This window comes from uncultured Serinicoccus sp. (assembly GCF_947500995.1).
Lineage (GTDB): Bacteria > Actinomycetota > Actinomycetes > Actinomycetales > Dermatophilaceae > Ornithinicoccus.
The window spans coordinates 457,228-474,956 of record NZ_CANMUA010000001.1 but is presented as its reverse complement, the minus strand read 5'-3'; the positions used below and the strand labels follow the sequence as shown (position 1 = coordinate 474,956).

At 72.5% G+C, this 17,729-nt stretch carries 14 protein-coding genes; 6 read left to right on the top strand and 8 right to left on the bottom strand.

Annotated features, from left to right (window positions below; translation table 11 throughout):
* Positions 1–245: 245 nt before the first annotated feature.
* The 4 genes from leuA to leuC form a co-directional block, all read right to left on the bottom strand.
* Positions 246–1,994, bottom strand: coding sequence for a 2-isopropylmalate synthase (gene leuA, locus Q0967_RS02050; RefSeq protein ID WP_298748870.1), 1,749 nt, complete (start codon positions 1,992–1,994; stop codon positions 246–248).
* A 127-nt stretch (positions 1,995–2,121) separates the two neighbouring features.
* Positions 2,122–3,138 (bottom strand): TerC/Alx family metal homeostasis membrane protein, encoded by a 1,017-nt coding sequence (locus tag Q0967_RS02045; RefSeq protein WP_298748869.1) that lies wholly within the window; start codon positions 3,136–3,138, stop codon positions 2,122–2,124.
* A 233-nt stretch (positions 3,139–3,371) separates the two neighbouring features.
* The gene (gene leuD / locus Q0967_RS02040; RefSeq protein WP_298748868.1) at positions 3,372–3,971 is read right to left on the bottom strand and encodes a 3-isopropylmalate dehydratase small subunit; all 600 of its coding nucleotides are present in this window, start codon (positions 3,969–3,971) and stop codon (positions 3,372–3,374) included.
* Positions 3,971–5,407, bottom strand: coding sequence for a 3-isopropylmalate dehydratase large subunit (leuC, locus tag Q0967_RS02035; RefSeq protein WP_298748867.1), 1,437 nt, complete (start codon positions 5,405–5,407; stop codon positions 3,971–3,973). Before leuC ends, leuD begins: the two co-directional genes overlap by 1 nt.
* Positions 5,408–5,504: 97 nt before the next feature.
* Between leuC and Q0967_RS02030 the strand changes: the two genes are divergently transcribed.
* Genes Q0967_RS02030 through Q0967_RS02015 form a run of 4 tightly spaced genes read left to right on the top strand, consistent with a single transcriptional unit; the run spans position 5,505 to position 8,849 of the window.
* The gene (locus tag Q0967_RS02030; RefSeq protein WP_298748865.1) at positions 5,505–6,623 is read left to right on the top strand and encodes a 3-isopropylmalate dehydrogenase; all 1,119 of its coding nucleotides are present in this window, start codon (positions 5,505–5,507) and stop codon (positions 6,621–6,623) included.
* Positions 6,620–7,798, top strand: coding sequence for an alanine racemase (alr, locus tag Q0967_RS02025; protein WP_299448913.1), 1,179 nt, complete (start codon positions 6,620–6,622; stop codon positions 7,796–7,798). The genes Q0967_RS02030 and alr overlap by 4 nt, the downstream gene beginning before the upstream one ends.
* Positions 7,795–8,271 (top strand): tRNA (adenosine(37)-N6)-threonylcarbamoyltransferase complex ATPase subunit type 1 TsaE, encoded by a 477-nt coding sequence (tsaE, locus tag Q0967_RS02020; RefSeq protein ID WP_298748863.1) that lies wholly within the window; start codon positions 7,795–7,797, stop codon positions 8,269–8,271. Before alr ends, tsaE begins: the two co-directional genes overlap by 4 nt.
* The gene (locus tag Q0967_RS02015; RefSeq protein WP_298748862.1) at positions 8,268–8,849 is read left to right on the top strand and encodes a low molecular weight phosphatase family protein; all 582 of its coding nucleotides are present in this window, start codon (positions 8,268–8,270) and stop codon (positions 8,847–8,849) included. The genes tsaE and Q0967_RS02015 overlap by 4 nt, the downstream gene beginning before the upstream one ends.
* Here Q0967_RS02015 and Q0967_RS02010 read toward each other — a convergent pair.
* Positions 8,840–9,208: a S24/S26 family peptidase gene (locus Q0967_RS02010; protein WP_298748861.1), complete on the bottom strand. Its 369-nt coding sequence runs from the start codon at positions 9,206–9,208 to the stop codon at positions 8,840–8,842. The two genes, Q0967_RS02015 and Q0967_RS02010, sit on opposite strands and share 10 nt — an antisense overlap.
* A gap of 270 nt (positions 9,209–9,478) precedes the next feature.
* Here Q0967_RS02010 and Q0967_RS02005 point away from each other — a divergent pair, with 270 nt between their 5' ends.
* Positions 9,479–10,978, top strand: coding sequence for a sugar transferase (locus Q0967_RS02005; protein ID WP_298748860.1), 1,500 nt, complete (start codon positions 9,479–9,481; stop codon positions 10,976–10,978).
* Between the two features lie 25 nt (positions 10,979–11,003).
* Positions 11,004–11,912: a prephenate dehydratase gene (gene pheA, locus Q0967_RS02000; RefSeq protein WP_298748859.1), complete on the top strand. Its 909-nt coding sequence runs from the start codon at positions 11,004–11,006 to the stop codon at positions 11,910–11,912.
* Between the two features lie 54 nt (positions 11,913–11,966).
* On the opposite strand, the gene Q0967_RS01995 is transcribed toward pheA, so the two are convergent.
* The 3 genes from Q0967_RS01995 to Q0967_RS01985 are packed head-to-tail and all read right to left on the bottom strand — an operon-like array spanning position 11,967 to position 17,637.
* Positions 11,967–12,638 (bottom strand): GDSL-type esterase/lipase family protein, encoded by a 672-nt coding sequence (locus Q0967_RS01995; protein ID WP_298748857.1) that lies wholly within the window; start codon positions 12,636–12,638, stop codon positions 11,967–11,969.
* Positions 12,635–13,687: a GNAT family N-acetyltransferase gene (locus tag Q0967_RS01990; protein WP_298748856.1), complete on the bottom strand. Its 1,053-nt coding sequence runs from the start codon at positions 13,685–13,687 to the stop codon at positions 12,635–12,637. Before Q0967_RS01990 ends, Q0967_RS01995 begins: the two co-directional genes overlap by 4 nt.
* Positions 13,684–17,637 carry a multifunctional oxoglutarate decarboxylase/oxoglutarate dehydrogenase thiamine pyrophosphate-binding subunit/dihydrolipoyllysine-residue succinyltransferase subunit gene (locus Q0967_RS01985; protein WP_298748855.1) on the bottom strand — a complete coding sequence of 1,318 codons (3,954 nt, stop codon included), beginning with the start codon at positions 17,635–17,637 and terminating at the stop codon, positions 13,684–13,686. The genes Q0967_RS01990 and Q0967_RS01985 overlap by 4 nt, the downstream gene beginning before the upstream one ends.
* Positions 17,638–17,729 lie beyond the last annotated feature (92 nt).

The following is a 17,729-nucleotide window of genomic DNA, read 5'->3' as shown; positions in this document are numbered from 1 at the left end:
GGTCCCGAGGGCCACTGCTCGGCGGCCAAGGGGCTCACCGCCACGGCCGTGCGCCGGTGGCCCTCTGAGGGCCACAACCGCGCACGACCGACCCGTCGCGGCCCCTACCGTGCGCACCCATGGCCCGCTGGGGTCCACGACCGCGCACGACCGACCCGTCGTGGATTCAGGACCGTGCCCGACCGACCGCCAGAGGCTGACCAGGACCGCGCGCGGCGTGGGCCGTCACGGGCGTCGGGAGGCCCTCACGCCTGGGGCCGGTTGAGCGCGCTGCAGACCGCGTGCAGGGAGGCCCGGACCGTCGAGGGGTCGATGCCGACCCCCCAGCGCACCTCGCCGTCCACCGCGCACTCCACGTAGGCCGCGGCCAGCGCGTCCTCGCCCGCCGACAGCGCGTGCTCGGCGTAGTCCAGCACCCGGATGTCGATGCCCAGGCCGTTGAGCCCGGCGACGAAGGCCGAGATCGGGCCGTTGCCGTGGCCGCTGATCGTGTGGTCCTGCCCGGCCGCGGTCACCCGGGCGTCCAGCCGGACGTCGGCGTCCTCGCCCTCGACGTGGGTGCTGGTGAAGTCGTGCAGCACCACGGGGCCGCTCTGCTCGAGGTACTCGTGGGTGAAGGACTCCCAGATCTGGGCGGGGGTCATCTCCCCACCGGCGGAGTCGGTATGCCGTTGCACGGCCCGGCTGAACTCGATCTGCAGGCGGCGCGGCAGGTCCAGCTTGCGCTCGGTCTTCATGACGTAGGCCACGCCGCCCTTGCCGGACTGGCTGTTGACCCGGATGACGGCCTCGTAGGTGCGGCCGATGTCCTTGGGGTCGACCGGCAGGTAGGGGACCTCCCAGCGGAAGTCGTCGACCGCGGTGCCGGCCGCGCCGGCGTCGCGCTCCATGGCCTCCAGGCCCTTCTTGATGGCGTCCTGGTGGCTGCCGGAGAAGGCGGTGAAGACGAGGTCGCCACCGTAGGGGTGGCGCTCGGGGACGGGCAGCTGGTTGCAGTGCTCGACGGTGCGCCGGATCTCGTCGATGTCGGAGAAGTCGATCATCGGGTCGACGCCCTGGCTGACGAGGTTCATCCCCAGGGTCACCAGGCACACGTTGCCGGTGCGCTCGCCGTTGCCGAACAGGCAGCCCTCGATCCGGTCGGCCCCGGCGAGGTAGCCCAGCTCGGCCGCGGCCACCCCGGTGCCCCGGTCGTTGTGCGGGTGCAGCGAGAGCACGACGTGCTCGCGGTGGTCCAGGTGACGGTTCATCCACTCGATGGAGTCGGCATACACGTTGGGCGTCGCCATCTCCACGGTCGCGGGCAGGTTGATGATGACCGGGGCCTGCGCGTTCGGGACGAAGACCTCCATGACCGCGTTGCAGATGCGCGCCGCGAACTCCAGCTCGGTGCCGGTGTAGGACTCCGGCGAGTACTCGTAGAACACCTCCGTGCCCGGGGGCAGCTGCTCCTCGTACTTCTTGCAGGCCCGGGCGCCGCGCACGGCGATGTCGACGATCTCGTCCTCGGAGGCGTCGAAGACGACGCGGCGCTGCAGGGTGGAGGTGGAGTTGTAGAGGTGCACGATGGCCTGCCGCGCGCCGGCGATGGCCTCGTAGGTGCGCTCGATGAGGTGCTCCCGGGCCTGGGTCAGGACCTGGATGACGACGTCGTCGGGGATGAGGCCGTCGTCGATGAGCATGCGCACGAAGTCGAAGTCGGTCTGGCTCGCGGCCGGGAAGCCGACCTCGATCTCCTTGTAGCCCATGCGGACCAGCAGCTCGAACATCCGCCGCTTGCGGTCCGGTGTCATCGGGTCGATGAGGGCCTGGTTGCCGTCCCGCAGGTCGACCGCGCACCAGCGCGGGGCCTCGGTGATGGTCCGTCCCGGCCAGGTGCGGTCCGGCAGGTCGACGGCGGGGTATGCCGTGTAGCGGCCGACCGGCATCCCGCTCGGCTGCTGGGGGTTGGGGTAGCGCGTGGCGCTGGGTGAGGGGGCGGTGCTGATGCTCATCGGTGGCTCTTCTCGCTGGGGCGCTGGGTGTCCGGGACAGCGGCGACTCCGCAGCGAGGGCCGGACCTAGGAGGTCTCGCTGCGGCAGCCGAGGAGGAGCAGGTGAGTCATCGTCCCGAACTCTAGCTCATGACGATGACGCGGCGTCAACCCGCTTCCGCGCGTCGCGGCGCTCGGCGAGGATGCTGGTGAGCACGGTGACCGCGAGGATGCCCACGATGACCAGTAGCGAGGCCAGCGTGGGGACGGTGGGGACACCCTCCCAGACGCCGTGCGCCCAGTGCAGCACCAGCTTGACCCCGATGAAGGCGAGGATGAGCGAGAGCCCGTAGCCGAGGTGGCGCAGCTGGCCCAGGGCCCCCTCGAGGACGAAGTAGAGGGCGCGCAGCCCCAGCAGGGCGAAGGCGTTGGTGACGAAGACCAGGTAGGGGTCGCCGGTGATGCCGTAGACCGCGGGGACGGAGTCGACGGCGAAGACGACGTCGGTCCCGAGGATCGCCAGGGCCACCAGGGCGAAGGGGGTGAGCGCCCGGCGCCCACCCTCGCGCACCGTGAAGCGGGTGCCGCGGTAGTCGTCGGTGACGGCGAAGAAGCGACGGGTGAGGCGGACGGCGGGCAGCTTGGCCACCTCCACGTGGCTGTCCTCGCGGGCGTCCTTGAGGACCTTCCACGCCGTCGCCAGCAGGATGAGGCCGAAGACGAGGAAGGTGATGGCGAAGTTGGCGATGAGCGCGGCGCCCAGCGCGATGAAGACGCCGCGCAGCACCAGCGCGCCGATGATGCCGATGAGCAGGACCCGCTGCTGCAGCTCGCGGGGCACGGCGAAGGCGGTGAGGATGAGGATGAAGACGAAGAGGTTGTCCACCGACAACGACTTCTCCACGAGGTAGCCGGTGTAGTACTCCAGCCCGGTCTGGCTCCCGAACTGCTGCCAGACGTACAGCCCGAACAGCAGCGGCAGCGCCAGGTAGAACGCCGACCACGCCAGGGCCTCCTTCATCGACACCGCGTGCGGCCGACGGGTGAGGACCATGTCGAAGGCCAGCAGCAGCACGACGCCGCCGAGCGTCAGCGCCCACAGCATCGGGTCGGCGATGCTGGTGGACGAGGTGGAGGCGGCGGCAGCCAGGGGGACGGGCGTCATGGGGGACCTTTCGATCACGACGGCGCGGATCGAGGTCTCTTTCACCCTGGGAGGCAGGGCGCACGCCGAGCGGGGCATGGGCCCCGCGTCATGACCGACGCGACATTCGGGAAATACTCCCCTCGAGGTGTGACCACCTTAGGAACGCCGGGGTCGGGGTGTCAACGCGACTGGCGCGTCGCCGCCCGCCCTCGGGGACGGGGACCGGAGGGCCCGACGTCGCCCGCGGTCGGTCAGCCGACGGCCGACGTGACGGTCGGCTTCCAGGAGGGTCGGCCACGTTCGAAGGCCGAGATGTCCTCCTCGTGCCCGAGGGTCAGGGAGATGTCGTCCAGGCCGTTCTCCAGCCGCCAGGCGACGTAGTCGTCGACCTCGAAGGTCGTCACCAGGTCCCCGCAGGTGACCGAGCGGGCGGGCAGGTCGACGGTGATCTCGGTGCCGGGCTCGGCCTCGAGGATCTTCCAGATGAGCTCGATGTCACCCTGGTCGAGCTGGGCGGTGAGCAGCCCCTGCTTGCCGGAGTTGCCGCGGAAGATGTCCCCGAACCTGCTGGACAGCACGGCGCGGAAGCCGTACTGCTGCAGCGCCCACACCGCGTGCTCGCGGCTGGACCCGGTGCCGAAGTCCGGGCCGGCGACGAGGACCGAGCCGCGGGCGTAGGGCTCGGTGTTGAGGACGAAGGAGGGGTCCTCGCGCCAGCGCGAGAAGAGGCCCTGGTCGAAGCCGGTGCGGGAGACCTGCTTGAGCCACTGGGCGGGGATGATCTGGTCGGTGTCGACGTCGGAGCGGCGCAGCGGCACGCCGATCCCGGTATGCGTGGTGAAGGGGTCCATCAGACCGTCACCTCCTGCGGCTCGCGGGCGGGGTCGAGGTCGGCCGGGGAGGACAGGGTGCCGCGGACCGCGGTCGCCGCCGCCACCGCGGGCGAGACGAGGTGGGTCCGGCCACGGGCCCCCTGACGCCCCTCGAAGTTGCGGTTGGACGTGGAGGCGCACCGCTCCTCGGGCGCGAGCTGGTCGGGGTTCATGCCGAGGCACATCGAGCACCCGGCCAACCGCCACTCGGCCCCGGCGTCGGTGAAGACCGTGTCGAGGCCCTCCTCCTCGGCCTGCTGGCGCACGGCGTGCGAGCCGGGCACGACGAGCATGCGGACCCCCTCGGCGACCCGGCGGCCGTGCAGGACGTCGGCGGCCAGGCGCAGGTCCTCGATGCGCCCGTTGGTGCAGGAGCCCAGGAAGACGACATCCACGGCGATCTCGCGCATGGGCGTGCCGGCCTCGAGGCCCATGTAGTCGAGGGCGCGGCGGGCGCTGTCCTGCGCGTCGTCGTCCCCGGCCGCGGCCGGGTCGGGCACGGCCTCACCGAGCTGCACGGACTGTCCGGGGTTGGTCCCCCAGGTCACGTAGGGGGTGAGCGAGGCCGCGTCGATGACGACCTCCGCGTCGAACACGGCGTCGTCGTCGGTGCGCAGGTCCCGCCACGCGGCCACGGCGGCGTCCCAGTCGGAGCCCGACGGGGCGTGCGGCCGTCCCCGCAGGTAGGCGAAGGTCGTCTCGTCCGGGGCCACCATGCCGGCCCGGGCTCCCGCCTCGATGGACATGTTGCAGATCGTCATGCGGCCCTCCATCGACAGCGCCTCGATGGCCGACCCGCGGTACTCCAGGACGTAGCCCTGGCCCCCACCCGTCCCGATCCGGTGGATGACGGCCAGGATGATGTCCTTGGCCCCCACGCCCTCGGGGAGCTGCCCGTCGACGGTGATCGCCATGGTGCGGAACGGCCGCAGCGGCAGGGTCTGGGTGGCCAGCACGTGCTCGACCTCGGAGGTGCCGATCCCGAAGGCGAGCGCACCGAAGGCGCCGTGGGTGGAGGTGTGGCTGTCGCCGCAGACGATCGTCATCCCGGGCTGGGTGAGCCCCAGCTCGGGCCCGATGACGTGGACGATGCCCTGCCCCCGGTGCCCCCGCTCGTGGTGGACGATCCCGAACTCCGCGCAGTTGGTGCGCAGGGCCTCCAGCTGGGTGCGGGAGGTGAGGTCGGTGACCGGGCCCAGCGTCGTCGGCACGTTGTGGTCCTCGGTCGCCAGGGTGAGGTCGGGCCGACGCACGGGTCGCCCCTTCTCCCGGAGCCCGTCGAAGGCCTGCGGGCTGGTCACCTCGTGGACCAGGTGCAGGTCGATGTAGAGCAGGTCGGGCTCGCCGTCGGCGGAGCGCACGACGTGCTGGGCCCAGAGCTTCTCGGCCATCGTCAGCCCGGATGACGCGGACATGGGTCGACCCTTCCGTTTCGCTGGTGGGGGCGGTGCGAGACAATGACGCCACTGTAAGCCCATCCCTTGACGTGACGTCACGGAGGTCCGACGACTCATGCGCACCCACTCCATCGCAGTCCTGCCCGGTGACGGGGTCGGCCCCGAGGTGACCGCCGCGGCCCTGGAGGTCCTCGACGCGGCGCAGGAGGCCTTCGGCTTCACCACCGAGCGCACCGACGTGCCGCTCGGGGCCGAGCACTACCTGCGGACGGGTGAGCTGCTGACGCCGGACATGGTCGAGCGGCTGCGGGCCCACGACGCCATCCTCTTCGGCGCCATCGGCAGCCCCCAGGTGCCCCCGGGGGTCCTCGAGCGCGGGATCATCCTCGCGCTGCGCGGCGCGATGCAGCAGGCGGTCAACCTGCGCCCGGTCCGGCTCTACCCCGGGGTGCCGACGCCGGTCGCCGGGCTCACGCCGCAGCGGTGCGACCTCGTCGTCGTCCGGGAGAACACCGAGGGCTCCTACGTCGCCCAGGGCAGCGCGGTGCACCGCGGGACGCCCGCCTGGACGGCCGTGCAGGAGTCGGTCAACACCTGGTACGCCGTGGAGCGGGCGGTCGACTTCGCCTTCCGCCTGGCCTCGGTCCGTCGGGGCCGGCTGACCTTGTGCCACAAGACCAACGTCCTCGTGGAGGCCGGTGCCCTGTGGTCAACGGCCGTCGAGGAGGTCGGGCGGCGCTACCCGGACGTCGAGACCGACTACGTGCACGTGGACGCCATGTGCATGTACCTCCCGGTCAGCCCGGAGCGGTTCGACGTGGTCGTCACCGACAACCTCTTCGGGGACATCGTCACCGACCTCGGGGCGGTCCTGCAGGGAGGTCTGGGGGTGGCCGCCAGCGGCAACCTGCACCTCGGGAGCCAGGCGCCGAGCATGTTCGAGCCCGTGCACGGCTCGGCCCCCGACATCGCCGGGCGCGGCTGGGCCAACCCGGCCGGTGCCTGCCTCTCGCTCGCCATGATGCTGGGCCACCTGGGCGAGGGGGAGGCTGCCGCCGCCGTCGAGGGGGCGACGGCGCAGGTGCTCGGCGACCTTCCGGCCCTGGCCGGTGCGGGGATGGGGGCGAGCACCGGCGAGCTGGGCGGGCGGATCGCCGCCGCCGTGGCGCAGCGCCCCGCCCCCGCCGTGGAGGGCAGCCTGATGAGCCAGCTCGCCCAGGTGATGTCCCCGTGAGCGACGCGGGCCCCTCCCCGTGGCCGGCGCAGGTCACGGTCGACCTGGACGCCGTCGCGCACAACGTGGGGGTCCTGCGCGGCCACGCCGGGTCCGCGGGCGTCATGGCGGTGGTCAAGGCGGATGCCTACGGCCACGGCCTGGTGCCCTGCGCCCGTGCGGCGCTCGCCGGAGGAGCGGTGGCCCTGGGGGTCGCGCAGCCGGCCGAGGCGCTGGCCCTGCGGGAGGCGGGGGTGGCGGCGCCGCTGCTGTGCTGGTTGCTGACGCCCTCGGTGGACGCGGACGCGCTGCTGGCGGCCGACGTCCAGGTGGCGGCCTCGGCGCCCTGGGCCCTCGACCTGCTCGCGGCGGCGGCCCGCCGCTCGGGCCGGACCGCGCAGGTGCAGCTCAAGGCCGACACTGGTCTCTCCCGGGGCGGGGCCTTCGCCCTCCCCGTCGAGCCCGGTGACCCCCGCACGGACTTCGAGGCGCTCGTCCGGCACGCGGCGGCGCTGAGCGCGGAGGGGGCGATCCGGGTGGTGGGGGTCTTCTCCCACTTCGCCTACGCCGATGCCCCGGAGCACCCCACCGTGCGGGCGCAGCAGGAGGCCTTCGCCGACGCCGTGCGGCTCGCCGAACGGGCCGGGCTGGACCTCGAGGTCCGCCACCTGAGCAACTCGGCGGCCACCCTCACCACGCCGGCCGCGGCCTGGGACATGGTCCGCCCCGGACTGGCGGTCTACGGCCTGTCGCCGGTCCCCGAGCTGGCCTCCGCGGCCGACCTGGGGCTGCGTCCGGCCATGAGCGTCAGCGCGCGGGTGGCGGTGGTCAAGCGGATCCCCGCCGGGCAGGGCGTGTCCTACGGGCACACCTACGCCCCGGACCACGCGACCACCGTGGTCGACGTCCCCCTCGGGTACGCCGACGGGGTGCCCCGCCACGCCTCCGGCACCGGGCCGGTGCAGCTGGCCGGGCGGCGCTTCCGGGTCTCCGGGCGCGTCTGCATGGACCAGTTCGTCGTCGACGTCGGCGACGTCCCGGTGGCGGCCGGCGACGAGGTTCTCCTCCTCGGCGACGCCGACGGGGCACCGACGGCGCAGGAGTGGGCGGACGCGGCCGGCACGATCAGCTACGAGATCGTCAGCAGGTTCGGGCCCCGGCTGCCGCGCCGGCACGTCGGGGAGGCCGGACGGTGAGCGAGGAGGTCGAGCTGCCCGACGCCGAGGACACCCGTGCGCTCGGCCGCCGCCTGGGCGCCCTGCTGCGGGCCGGCGACCTCGTCGTCCTCACCGGGGACCTCGGCGCCGGGAAGACCACCCTCACCCAGGGCCTGGGGGAGGGTCTGGGGGTGAGGGGCCCGGTGACCTCGCCGACCTTCGTCATCGCCCGCGTGCACCCCTCCACGAGCGGGGGGCCGGACCTGGTGCACGTCGACGCCTACCGGCTCGGAGACGGCGCCGAGCTCGACGACCTCGACCTCGACGCCTCCCTGGAGGACTCGGTCACCGTGGTCGAGTGGGGCGAGGGACTCGCCGAGGTGCTGACCCAGGACCGGCTGGAGGTGCTCCTGCAGCGGTCCGGCAGCGAGGCGGCGCACGACCAGGCGCGCCGGGCGGTCATGCGGGGCCGAGGTCCCCGGTGGGCCGGCGGCGTGCTGGAGGGCCCGTGACCGCGGCCCCGCCCCCGACCGTCCTCGTGGTCTGCACCGGCAACGTCTGCCGATCCCCCCTGCTCGAGCGGCTGCTCCAGCGGGAGGTCGACGCGGCCCACGGGCCGGGTGCCGTGGCGGTCCGCTCGGCCGGCACCCGGGCGCTGGTGGGCTCCGCCATGGACGACCGATCCGCGCAGCTGCTCCGGCGGCTGGGGGGCGACCCCGAGGGCTTCGCGGCACGGTCCCTCACCGACCAGGTCGTGGCCGGGGCGGACCTCGTCCTCACGGCGACGCCCGAGCACCGCTCGGACGTGGTGCGGCTCGACCCGAGGGCGCTGCGGCGGACCTTCACGGTCCACGAGTTCGCCGCCCTGGCGGACGCCGTCCCGGCCGAGGACCGGCCGCGGTGGGAGGACCCGGCGGAGGCGCTGGCGGGGCTCGCCCGCTCGGCCCGGGCGCAGCGAGGGGTCGTGGGACGCCCCTCGTCCGCCGGTCTCGTGGACCCCTACCGCCGGTCCGACGAGGTGTATGCCGCGCTCGAGCAGCAGGTCCGCGACGTCCTCCCCGCGCTGACCAGGGCGCTCGGTCAGGACTGAGCGGCCCGCCGCAGCAGCCGTGGTGGTCGCGGCGGCCGCCACCGGGGCAGCCGCAGCAGGGCCACCGCGAGGAGCGCGCCGGGAGTCAGGTGCCCCAGCTGGCGGGAGTCGGTGCCGGTGCCGTCGGAGCTGACCCAGAGCGCGCCGTCCGGGCGCACCGAGGTGAGGCGCTTGACCGCGATCGGCCGGGGCGTGCCCCGCACGTCGGCCGGCAGCGTGACGACGACGACCGCGCCGACGCGGGGTCGCGCCCCGTGCAGGACGAGGAGGGTGTCCCCGGCGTCGAGGGTGGGCGACATCGAGCTGCCCGAGACGCGGGCCAGGCCGAGCCGGCGAGGACGCTTCCGGGTCGTGGGCACGGGCGCTAACCTAGGCCACGGAGGGGACGCACGAGGGGGTGCCCCCTCTACCCGCAGGCGACCTGCGGTGGTCGGGGAGGCAAACATCGGGGGCCCTAGGGGTAGACGTTCTGCCAGTTCAGTGCTTAACTGTGAAGTAGGTAAAGATTTGGCAAGGAGATTTGCTCTGGGGAGAGCATTCTTCGCGCAGGGACAGGACGGAAATCTCCCGTGACCGTGATCACAGGCACAGCATCAGGGACAACTTTCAGGGACTCGCAGGACACCGCGGTGTCCCGTGTGTTCGAGGCGCGACCGTTCGTCATCCCGGACGCCCTCAGGCACTCCGAGAACCTCCCGAACGGCGGCCGCAAGGCTCCGCACCGGGCACGCCGCTACCTCAGCGGCTACCTCAGCACCCTCAAGGCGCTCGACCTCGTGCTGGTGACGTCGGCGGTGCTGGTCGCCTACGTCACCCGTTTCGGGCTGGACGAGCAGTCGGTGGGCGGGCTCAGCATCGGCTACGGCTATGTCGCGCTGGGGCTGGTCGTCGCGTGGGTGCTGTCGTTGAACATTCAACGCGCCTACGACGGGCGCACGGTGGGGCACGGGGTGCAGGAGTACCGCCAGGTGTTCCAGGGGTCGACCTGGGTGTTCGCCGTGCTGGCGATCCTCGGGTTCGCCTTCCAGATCGAGTTCGCCCGCGGCTTCGTGCTGCTCGCCTACCCCCTGGGCACGCTGCTCCTGCTGACCGGCCGCTGGGGTGCGCGGCGCTGGCTCGTCGCGCGGCGCAAGAGCGGCGAGCTCTCCGACCGGGTCATCCTCGTGGGGGATGCCGACCACGTCGCCGGGCTCGTCGGCGCGCTGCGACGCGCACCGGACGCCGGGTACCAGGTGCTCGGCGCCTGCGTCGACGACGCCAGCGGCGAGGTCGCCGGGGTGCCGGTGCTGGGGCCGGAGTCGGACGTGCTGCTCAAGGCGTTCGAGCACCACGTGGACGTCGTCGCCGTCTCCTCCTCGGCGGGGCTGGGCACGACCGGTCTGCGCCAGCTCGGATGGGCCCTGGAGGCCACCGACATCGACCTCGTCGTCGCGCCGGGCATCATGGACGTCGCCGGCCCGCGGGTGCTCACCCGCCCGGTGCAGGGGCTGCCCCTCATCCACGTCGAGGCTCCACGCTTCGTGGGCCCCGAGCGGGTGCTCAAGAACGTCATGGACCGGCTGGCCGCGCTGGCCGTCACGCTGCTCCTCGGCCCGGTCATGCTGGCCGTGGCGCTGGCCGTCAAGATCGAGGACCGCGGCCCGGTGCTGTTCCGGCAGGAGCGGGTGGGCCAGGACGGCCGCAGCTTCTCGATGTTCAAGTTCCGCAGCATGGTGCTGGACGCCGAGGAGCGCCTCGCCGACCTGACCGCCTCCAACGAGGGTGCGGGTCCGCTGTTCAAGATGCAGCACGACCCGCGGGTGACCAAGGTCGGCGCCTTCATCCGTCGCTACTCCCTGGACGAGCTGCCGCAGCTGCTCAACGTGCTGCGCGGCGAGATGAGCCTCGTCGGGCCGCGGCCGCCGCTGCCGCGGGAGGTGGCGGAGTACGCCGAGGACACGCACCGCAGGCTGCTGGTCCGACCGGGCATGACCGGGCTGTGGCAGATCAGCGGGCGCAGCGACCTGTCCTGGGACGAGGCCGTCCGCCTCGACCTCTACTACGTCGAGAACTGGAACCCCATCCTGGACCTCATGATCATGTGGCGCACGGCGCGCGTGGTGGTGAGCACGGACAGCGGGGCCTACTGACCGGCGCTCGGCTAGGGTTCCGGGGGTGACCTCGCGCATCGCCTACCTCGGCCCGGCCGGCACCTTCACCGAGCAGGCGGTGCGGCAGTGGGACGTCCGCCAGGAGCACGAGGCGACGCCGGTGCCGACGGTGGCCGAGGCCGTGCAGCGACTGGTGTCGGGGCAGGCCCAGGCCGCCGTCGTGCCGTTCGAGAACTCCGTCGAGGGGTCGGTCCCCGCGACCCTGCAGGCCCTCCTCGACCAGGACCGGGTGCGCATCGTCGAGGAGGTGCTCGTCGAGGTGCAGTTCGACCTGCTGGCCCGCCCCGGGACGACGCGGGACGAGGTGCGGGTCGTGGCCACGCACCCCCACGCGGCCGCCCAGACGCGGGACTGGACGGCCCGGCACCTGCCACAGGTGCAGCTCGTGCCGGAGTCGTCGACGGCCCGGGCCGCGCAGGCCGTGGCCGAGGGGACCTACGACGCGGCCATCGCCTCCGCCGAGGCCGCCCGGTCCTACGGCCTGGACCGGTTGGCCGAGCACATCGCCGACCGGGCCGGTGCGCTCACCCGCTTCGTCGTGCTGCGGCACGAGGCCCCGGCGGCCGCGCCCACGGGCGCCGACCGCACGACCCTCGTCGCGCTCATCTGGCAGAACCGGCCCGGGGCCCTGCTGGAGCTGCTCGAGCAGTTCGCCGTGCGGGGGATCGACCTCACCCGGCTGGAGTCCCGTCCGACCGGGGAAGGACTGGGGGAGTACTGCTTCTGGATCGACGCCGATGGCCACCTCTCCGAGCCCCGGATGGGCGAGGCCCTGCTGGGGCTGCGTCGCACCTGCCGGGACGTGCGGTTCCTGGGGTCCTACCCCCGGGCCGACGGCCAGACCCGACCGGTGCCCGTCCACGCCGACGAGCAGGCCTACGCAGAGGCGCGCTCCTGGCTCGAGGGGCTCTGACCCCCTCCGCCCTCCGGCGCGGCACCGCCCGAGGACCGGCGGCGCGTCCGGGGCTCAGCCGTCCAGCTGCAGCCAGGTGGCCCAGCCACCGTTGAGGACGAGCCAGGCCATGAGCCCGTACCCCGCCTGGCCGGGGTGGACGGTGTCGCCGGCGGCGAGGTCGGACTGCCACTGGTCGTGACCGAGCAGCGGGGTGAAGCAGTCGACGAACGGCACCCCCCGCCGCGAGCACACGTCGGCCAGCGCATCGGCGAGCGTCTGGAGCCGGGCGTTGACCTCGGCGTCCAGGGTGGGGGTGGGCCCGACGACGAAGGTCGCGATGCCCGTCGAGCTCGCCTCGTCGAGCACGTTGGCCAGGTTGAGCCGGGAGCGTGCGGTGGTGATCCCCTGGTCGACGTCCTCCGCCCCGACGCCGATGACGAGGCGCCGCTCACCGCGACCCTGCCACCGGGCGGGGCACTCGCCCCGCCACCGGTTCATCACGTCGGCCGAGCTGGCGCCCCGGACCCCGAGGTTGTAGCTGGTGATGTCGGTGTCCGTCCCGCCCCGGTCGGTCCGGCCCACCACGCGGTTGACCCAGCCGAGGGCCTTGGGGTCGCCGTAGCCGGCGACGAACCCGTCGCCGATGAAGCACAGGCCGATGTCACGAGGTCCGTCGGCGACCTGGAAGTCGGCGCTGGGGGCGTACTCCAGCTCGACGCGTCCGCCCTGGTCGGCCGGGCTCACTGCTCTGCCTCCGCGTCGAGGGTGACCATGCGGTGCCAGGACTGCGTGACGTAGCGGGTCTCCCAGCCCATCGACCGGTAGAGCCCGTCGGCGCCGGTGGGGGAGTCGGCGTCCACCTCTAGGCCCACCGAGGTTCGGCCCCGGGCCGCGGCATCCGCGACGACGGTCCGCAGGAGGCCCTTGGCGACCCCGCGGCCGCGGGCCCGGCGGTGCACCCCGATGTAGTCGATGTAGGAGCTGTCCGGTGACGCCGTGCCGTCCGCACCGATGCTGCCTCGGCTGATGGAGGCGACGACCGCTCCGGCGGGCTCACCGTCCACCGTGGCCAGCCACCAGTGGTCCCAGCGGTGGCCGGGGTCCTCGCGCAACCGCGACACGAACTCCTCGAAGGTCTCCCGGTAGGAGTTGAAGTGGTCGGCGAAGGACTCCTCCAGGACCAGGTGCACCGCCCGCAGGTCGTCCTCGTCGGGCATCCCGGCGCCCTCGTCCTGGCGCACCCGGAAGATCTGGACGCCCTCACGCAGCTCGGGGGCCTCGTCGTCCGCGGCCGGGTCGACCGGACGGGTCATCTGCCACCAGTCCCGGACGTGCTCGTAACCGGCCGCCCGCAACCACCGCTGCTGGCGCTCGTCGTCGGCGAAGGCGCCGGAGTCGAGCTGGGTGCGCTGCATACCGCGCTCCTCCAGCAGCTCGCGTCCCAGCTCCTGGACGCGGTCGAAGGCCCAGTCCGCGAGCGGGTCCGCCTGCTCGTCCGGCAGGTCGGGGTCGATCGTGACCCCCACCAGGACCCGCCCGGCGGCCCGGTCGTGCAGGCTCAGCCACGCGCGGGCGGTGCCGTCGGCGTCCCGCACCATCTCGTGACGGTGGGTGCTCGCGCCCCGACCGCTCACCTCGGCGCGGACCGAGTCGCTCTGCGCCCCGGGCCACCCCCGGGCCTCGCGCTCGTGCCGGCGCAACAGCCGGACCAGGTCGTCCAGGTCCGTCTCGGTCGGTGTCGACGCCGACATGCCCTCGGGGAGGGGTGCCGGGACGTGCGTGGCCGTGCTCATGCGCGCCGGGAGAAGGCCTCGTCGTGCAGGGCAGCCTGCTCGACGGCGTGGACCTTGGCCGACCCGGTCGCGGGCGAGGCGGAGGCCGGGCGGCTGACCACCCGCAACGGGCGTTCCTCACCGTGCTGGTGCAGCGCCTCCGGCAGGTTGAGGGCCATGAACGGCCACGCCCCCTGATTCTTCGGCTCGTTCTGCACCCAGACGAGCTCGGCGTCGGGGTACTGCTCGGTGAGCGCCGCCAGCTGCTTGCCGGGGACGGGGTAGAGCTGCTCCACCCGCAGGATCGCGGTCCGCTGGTCCTCCCGCTTGGTGCGCTCGTCCTCCAGGTCGTAGACGAGCTTGCTGGAGGCGATGAGCACCCGGTCCACGGCGGCCTTGTCGAGCTCCACCCGGTCCGGCAGCACCGGCTCGAAGGTGCCCTCGGTGAAGTCCTCGACCGCGCTCGCGGCCGCCTTGAGGCGCAGCATGGCCTTCGGGGTGAAGACCACGAGCGGACGGCGCGGCCGCGCGACGGCGTGCGAGCGCAGCAGGTGGAAGTAGGACGCGGGGGTGGAGGGGTAGGCCACCCTCATGTTGTCCTCGGCGCACTGCTGCAGGAAGCGCTCGATGCGGGCGGAGGAGTGGTCCGGCCCCTGCCCCTCGTAGCCGTGCGGCAGGAGCAGCACGACCGAGCTGCGCTGGTCCCACTTCTGCTCCGAGGAGCTGATGAACTCGTCGATGACCGTCTGCGCGCCGTTGGCGAAGTCGCCGAACTGCGCCTCCCAGAGCACCAGCGCGTCGGTCTTCTCCACCGAGTAGCCGTACTCGAAGCCCATGGCCGCGAACTCGGACAGGAGGGAGTCGTAGACCTCGAAGGGGGCCTGGTCGTCGGTGAGATGGTCCAGCGGCGTCCAGGTGGAGGCGGTGTCCTTGTCGGTCAGCACGGCGTGCCGCTGCACGAAGGTGCCGCGTCGGCTGTCCTGGCCGACCAGCCTGACCGGGGTGCCCTCCGTGACCAGGGAGCCGAACGCGATGAGCTCGGCCATGGCCCAGTCGATCCCGCCCTCGCGGGTCATCTGCTGACGGGAGGACAGCAGCTTGCCGAGCTTGCTGTGGACGGTGAAGTCCTCCGGCGGGGAGGCCAGGGCGTCCCCGATGTCCCGGACGGCCTGGTCGGAGATCGCGGTGGGTCGCGGCCGGGCCGCCGCGTCGCCCTCCTCCTGGGCGTGCGGTCGCTCCAGCCCGCCCCCGCCGTCGTCGCTCTCACCCTTGAGCGCCTTCTTGGTCTCGGTGAAGACGTTCTCGAGCTGGCGCTGGTAGTCCCGCAGCGCCGCCTCGGCGTCCTCGACCGAGATGTCGCCGCGACCGATGAGCGACTCGGTGTAGAGCTTGCGGACCGAGCGCTTGGCCTCGATGAGGTCGTACATCAGCGGCTGCGTCATCGAGGGGTCGTCCCCCTCGTTGTGACCGCGGCGCCGGTAGCACACCAGGTCGATGACGACGTCCTTGCCGAACTTCTGACGGAACTCGTAGGCGAGCTCGGCGACCCGGACCACGGCCTCGGGGTCGTCCCCGTTGACGTGGAAGATCGGTGCCTGCACGGTCCGCGCCAGGTCGGTGCAGTAGACCGAGGAGCGGGAGTGCTGCGGGGCGGTGGTGAAGCCGACCTGGTTGTTGATGACGACGTGCAGCGTCCCGCCGGTCCGGTAGGCCGGCAGCTCGGACATCTGCATGGTCTCCAGCACGACCCCCTGTCCGGCGAAGGCCGCGTCACCGTGCATGAGCACCGGCATCACGGTGCTGAGGTCGGCGTCGGTCTCGCGCACCAGACGGTCCTGCTTGGCCCGGGTGATGCCCTCCAGGACCGGGTTCACCGCCTCCAGGTGCGAGGGGTTGGCCGCGAGGTAGACGCGCGTGGTCTTGCCGTCCTCGGTGGTGAACTCGCCCTCGGTGCCGAGGTGGTACTTCACGTCGCCGGACCCCTGGACCGAGCCGGCCGCCTGCTTGCCCTCGAACTCGCGGAAGATCTGCCCGTAGGACTTGCCCGCGAGGTTGGCGAGGACGTTGAGCCGGCCGCGGTGCGGCATACCGATCGTCACCTCGGTGAGGCCGTCGTCCGCCGCACGGTTGAGCACCTTGTCCAGCAGGGCGATGACCGACTCGCCACCCTCGAGGCTGAACCTCTTCTGCCCCACGAACTTGGTCTGCAGGAAGGTCTCGAAGGCCTCCGCCGCGTTGAGGCGGCGCAGGATGCGCAGCTGCTCGGCCGGGGCCGGCTTCTCGAAGGGCACCTCGAGCTTCTTCTGGAACCACTCACGCTGCTCGGGGTCCTGGATGTGCATGTACTCGATGCCGACCGTGCGGCAGTACGTGTCGCGCAGGATCCCGAGGATGCGGCGCAGGCTCAGCCGTGGCTTGCCCCCGAACCCGCCGGTGGGGACCTCGCGGTCGAGGTCCCACAGGGTGAGGCCGTGGTTCTCGATGGCGAGGTCGGGGTGCCGGCGCTGCCGGTACTCCAGCGGGTCGGTGTCGGCCATGAGGTGGCCCCGGACCCGGTAGGCGTGGATGAGCTCCTGGATCCGGCTCGGCTTGGAGATGTCGTCGTCGTGCGTGGCCGCGATGTCCGGGTTCCAGCGGATCGGCTCGTAGGGGATCCGCAGCGAGGTGAAGATGTCGTCGTAGAAGCCCTCCTGCCCCAGCAGCAGCTGGTGCATGATCTTGAGGAACTCCCCCGACTGGGCACCCTGGATGATGCGGTGGTCGTAGGTGGAGGTCAGCGTGAGGATCTTGCTGACCCCGTTGGCCAGGATGCGCTCGGTCGCGGCGCCCTGCCACTCGGCCGGGTAGTCCAGCGACCCGACGCCGATGATGGCCCCCTGCCCCTGCATGAGCCGCGGCACCGAGTGCAGGGTGCCGATCCCGCCGGGGTTGGTCAGGCTGATCGTGGTGCCCTGGAAGTCCTCGAGGGTGAGCTTGCCGTCGCGGGCCTTGCGCACCACCTTCTCGTAGGCGCTCCAGAACTCGTAGAAGCTCATCTCCTCGGCGCTCTTGATGCTGGGCACGAGGAGCTGCCGGGTGCCGTCCGGCTTCGGCACGTCGATGGCCAGGCCGAGGTTGATGTGGGCGGGCTCGACGAGCTGGGGCTTGCCGTTCTCCTGCGCGAAGCCGTTGTTCATGGCCGGCATCGCGCGCAGCGCCCGGACCATGGCGTAACCGATGATGTGGGTGAAGCTCACCTTGCCGCCGCGGCTGCGGGCGAGGTGGTTGTTGATGACCGTCCGGTTGTCGATGAGCAGCTTGGCCGGCAGGTTGCGGGCGCTCGTGGCGGTCGGCACCTCCAGCGAGCTGTTCATGTTGGAGACCACCCGGGCCGCGGCTCCCCGCAACGGCGTGAGGGTGACCTCCTCCTGGGGGCCGGTCTTCTTCGGGGCGGGTGCCTCGCGGGACATCGGTGCCTTCTGGTTGGTGCTGGTGCTCTCGTCCGTGGCGCCGGACTCGCCCGACCCCTCCGTCGACGGGGCGCTCTTGTGCTGCGTGCCCCCGGTCGCGTCCGCGGTGCCGGACGCCTCGTCCGTCGTGCTGCCGGACGTGTCCTTCTTCCCGGGCCCGTCGGCGCCGCTGGTGCCGCTCCCGGACGTCGTGCCGGTCCCGCGGGCACCGGAGGACCTGCGGGGTGGCGCCGGCGCCACCTTCGGTCCGGAGGAGGGGGCCGGGCGGGTCTCGGTGGAGCCGCGTGCCGGGTCCGAGCCATTGCTGCCCGCCCGGTCCCGCGCGCCGGACGCGCCGTCCTGCGCGCGGTCGGACGGCCCCGAGCCGTTGCTGCCAGGGCCCGTCTCGCCCTTCTCGAAGTAGCGTCTCCAGGACGGTTCGACCGATCCCGGATCCTGGTCGAACTGCTCACGCATCTCCTCCACGAGCCACTCGTTGGCTCCGAAGTCGGTGGTGGTGTCGCTGCTCGGCGGGTTGGCCACGGGGTTAGCGCCTCATCTCACGTCCGGGGATCACCAGCATGCGTCCGCTGCATGTGCGCCGCCCAGCCTATCGCCCTGCCCCTCCGGCCGCA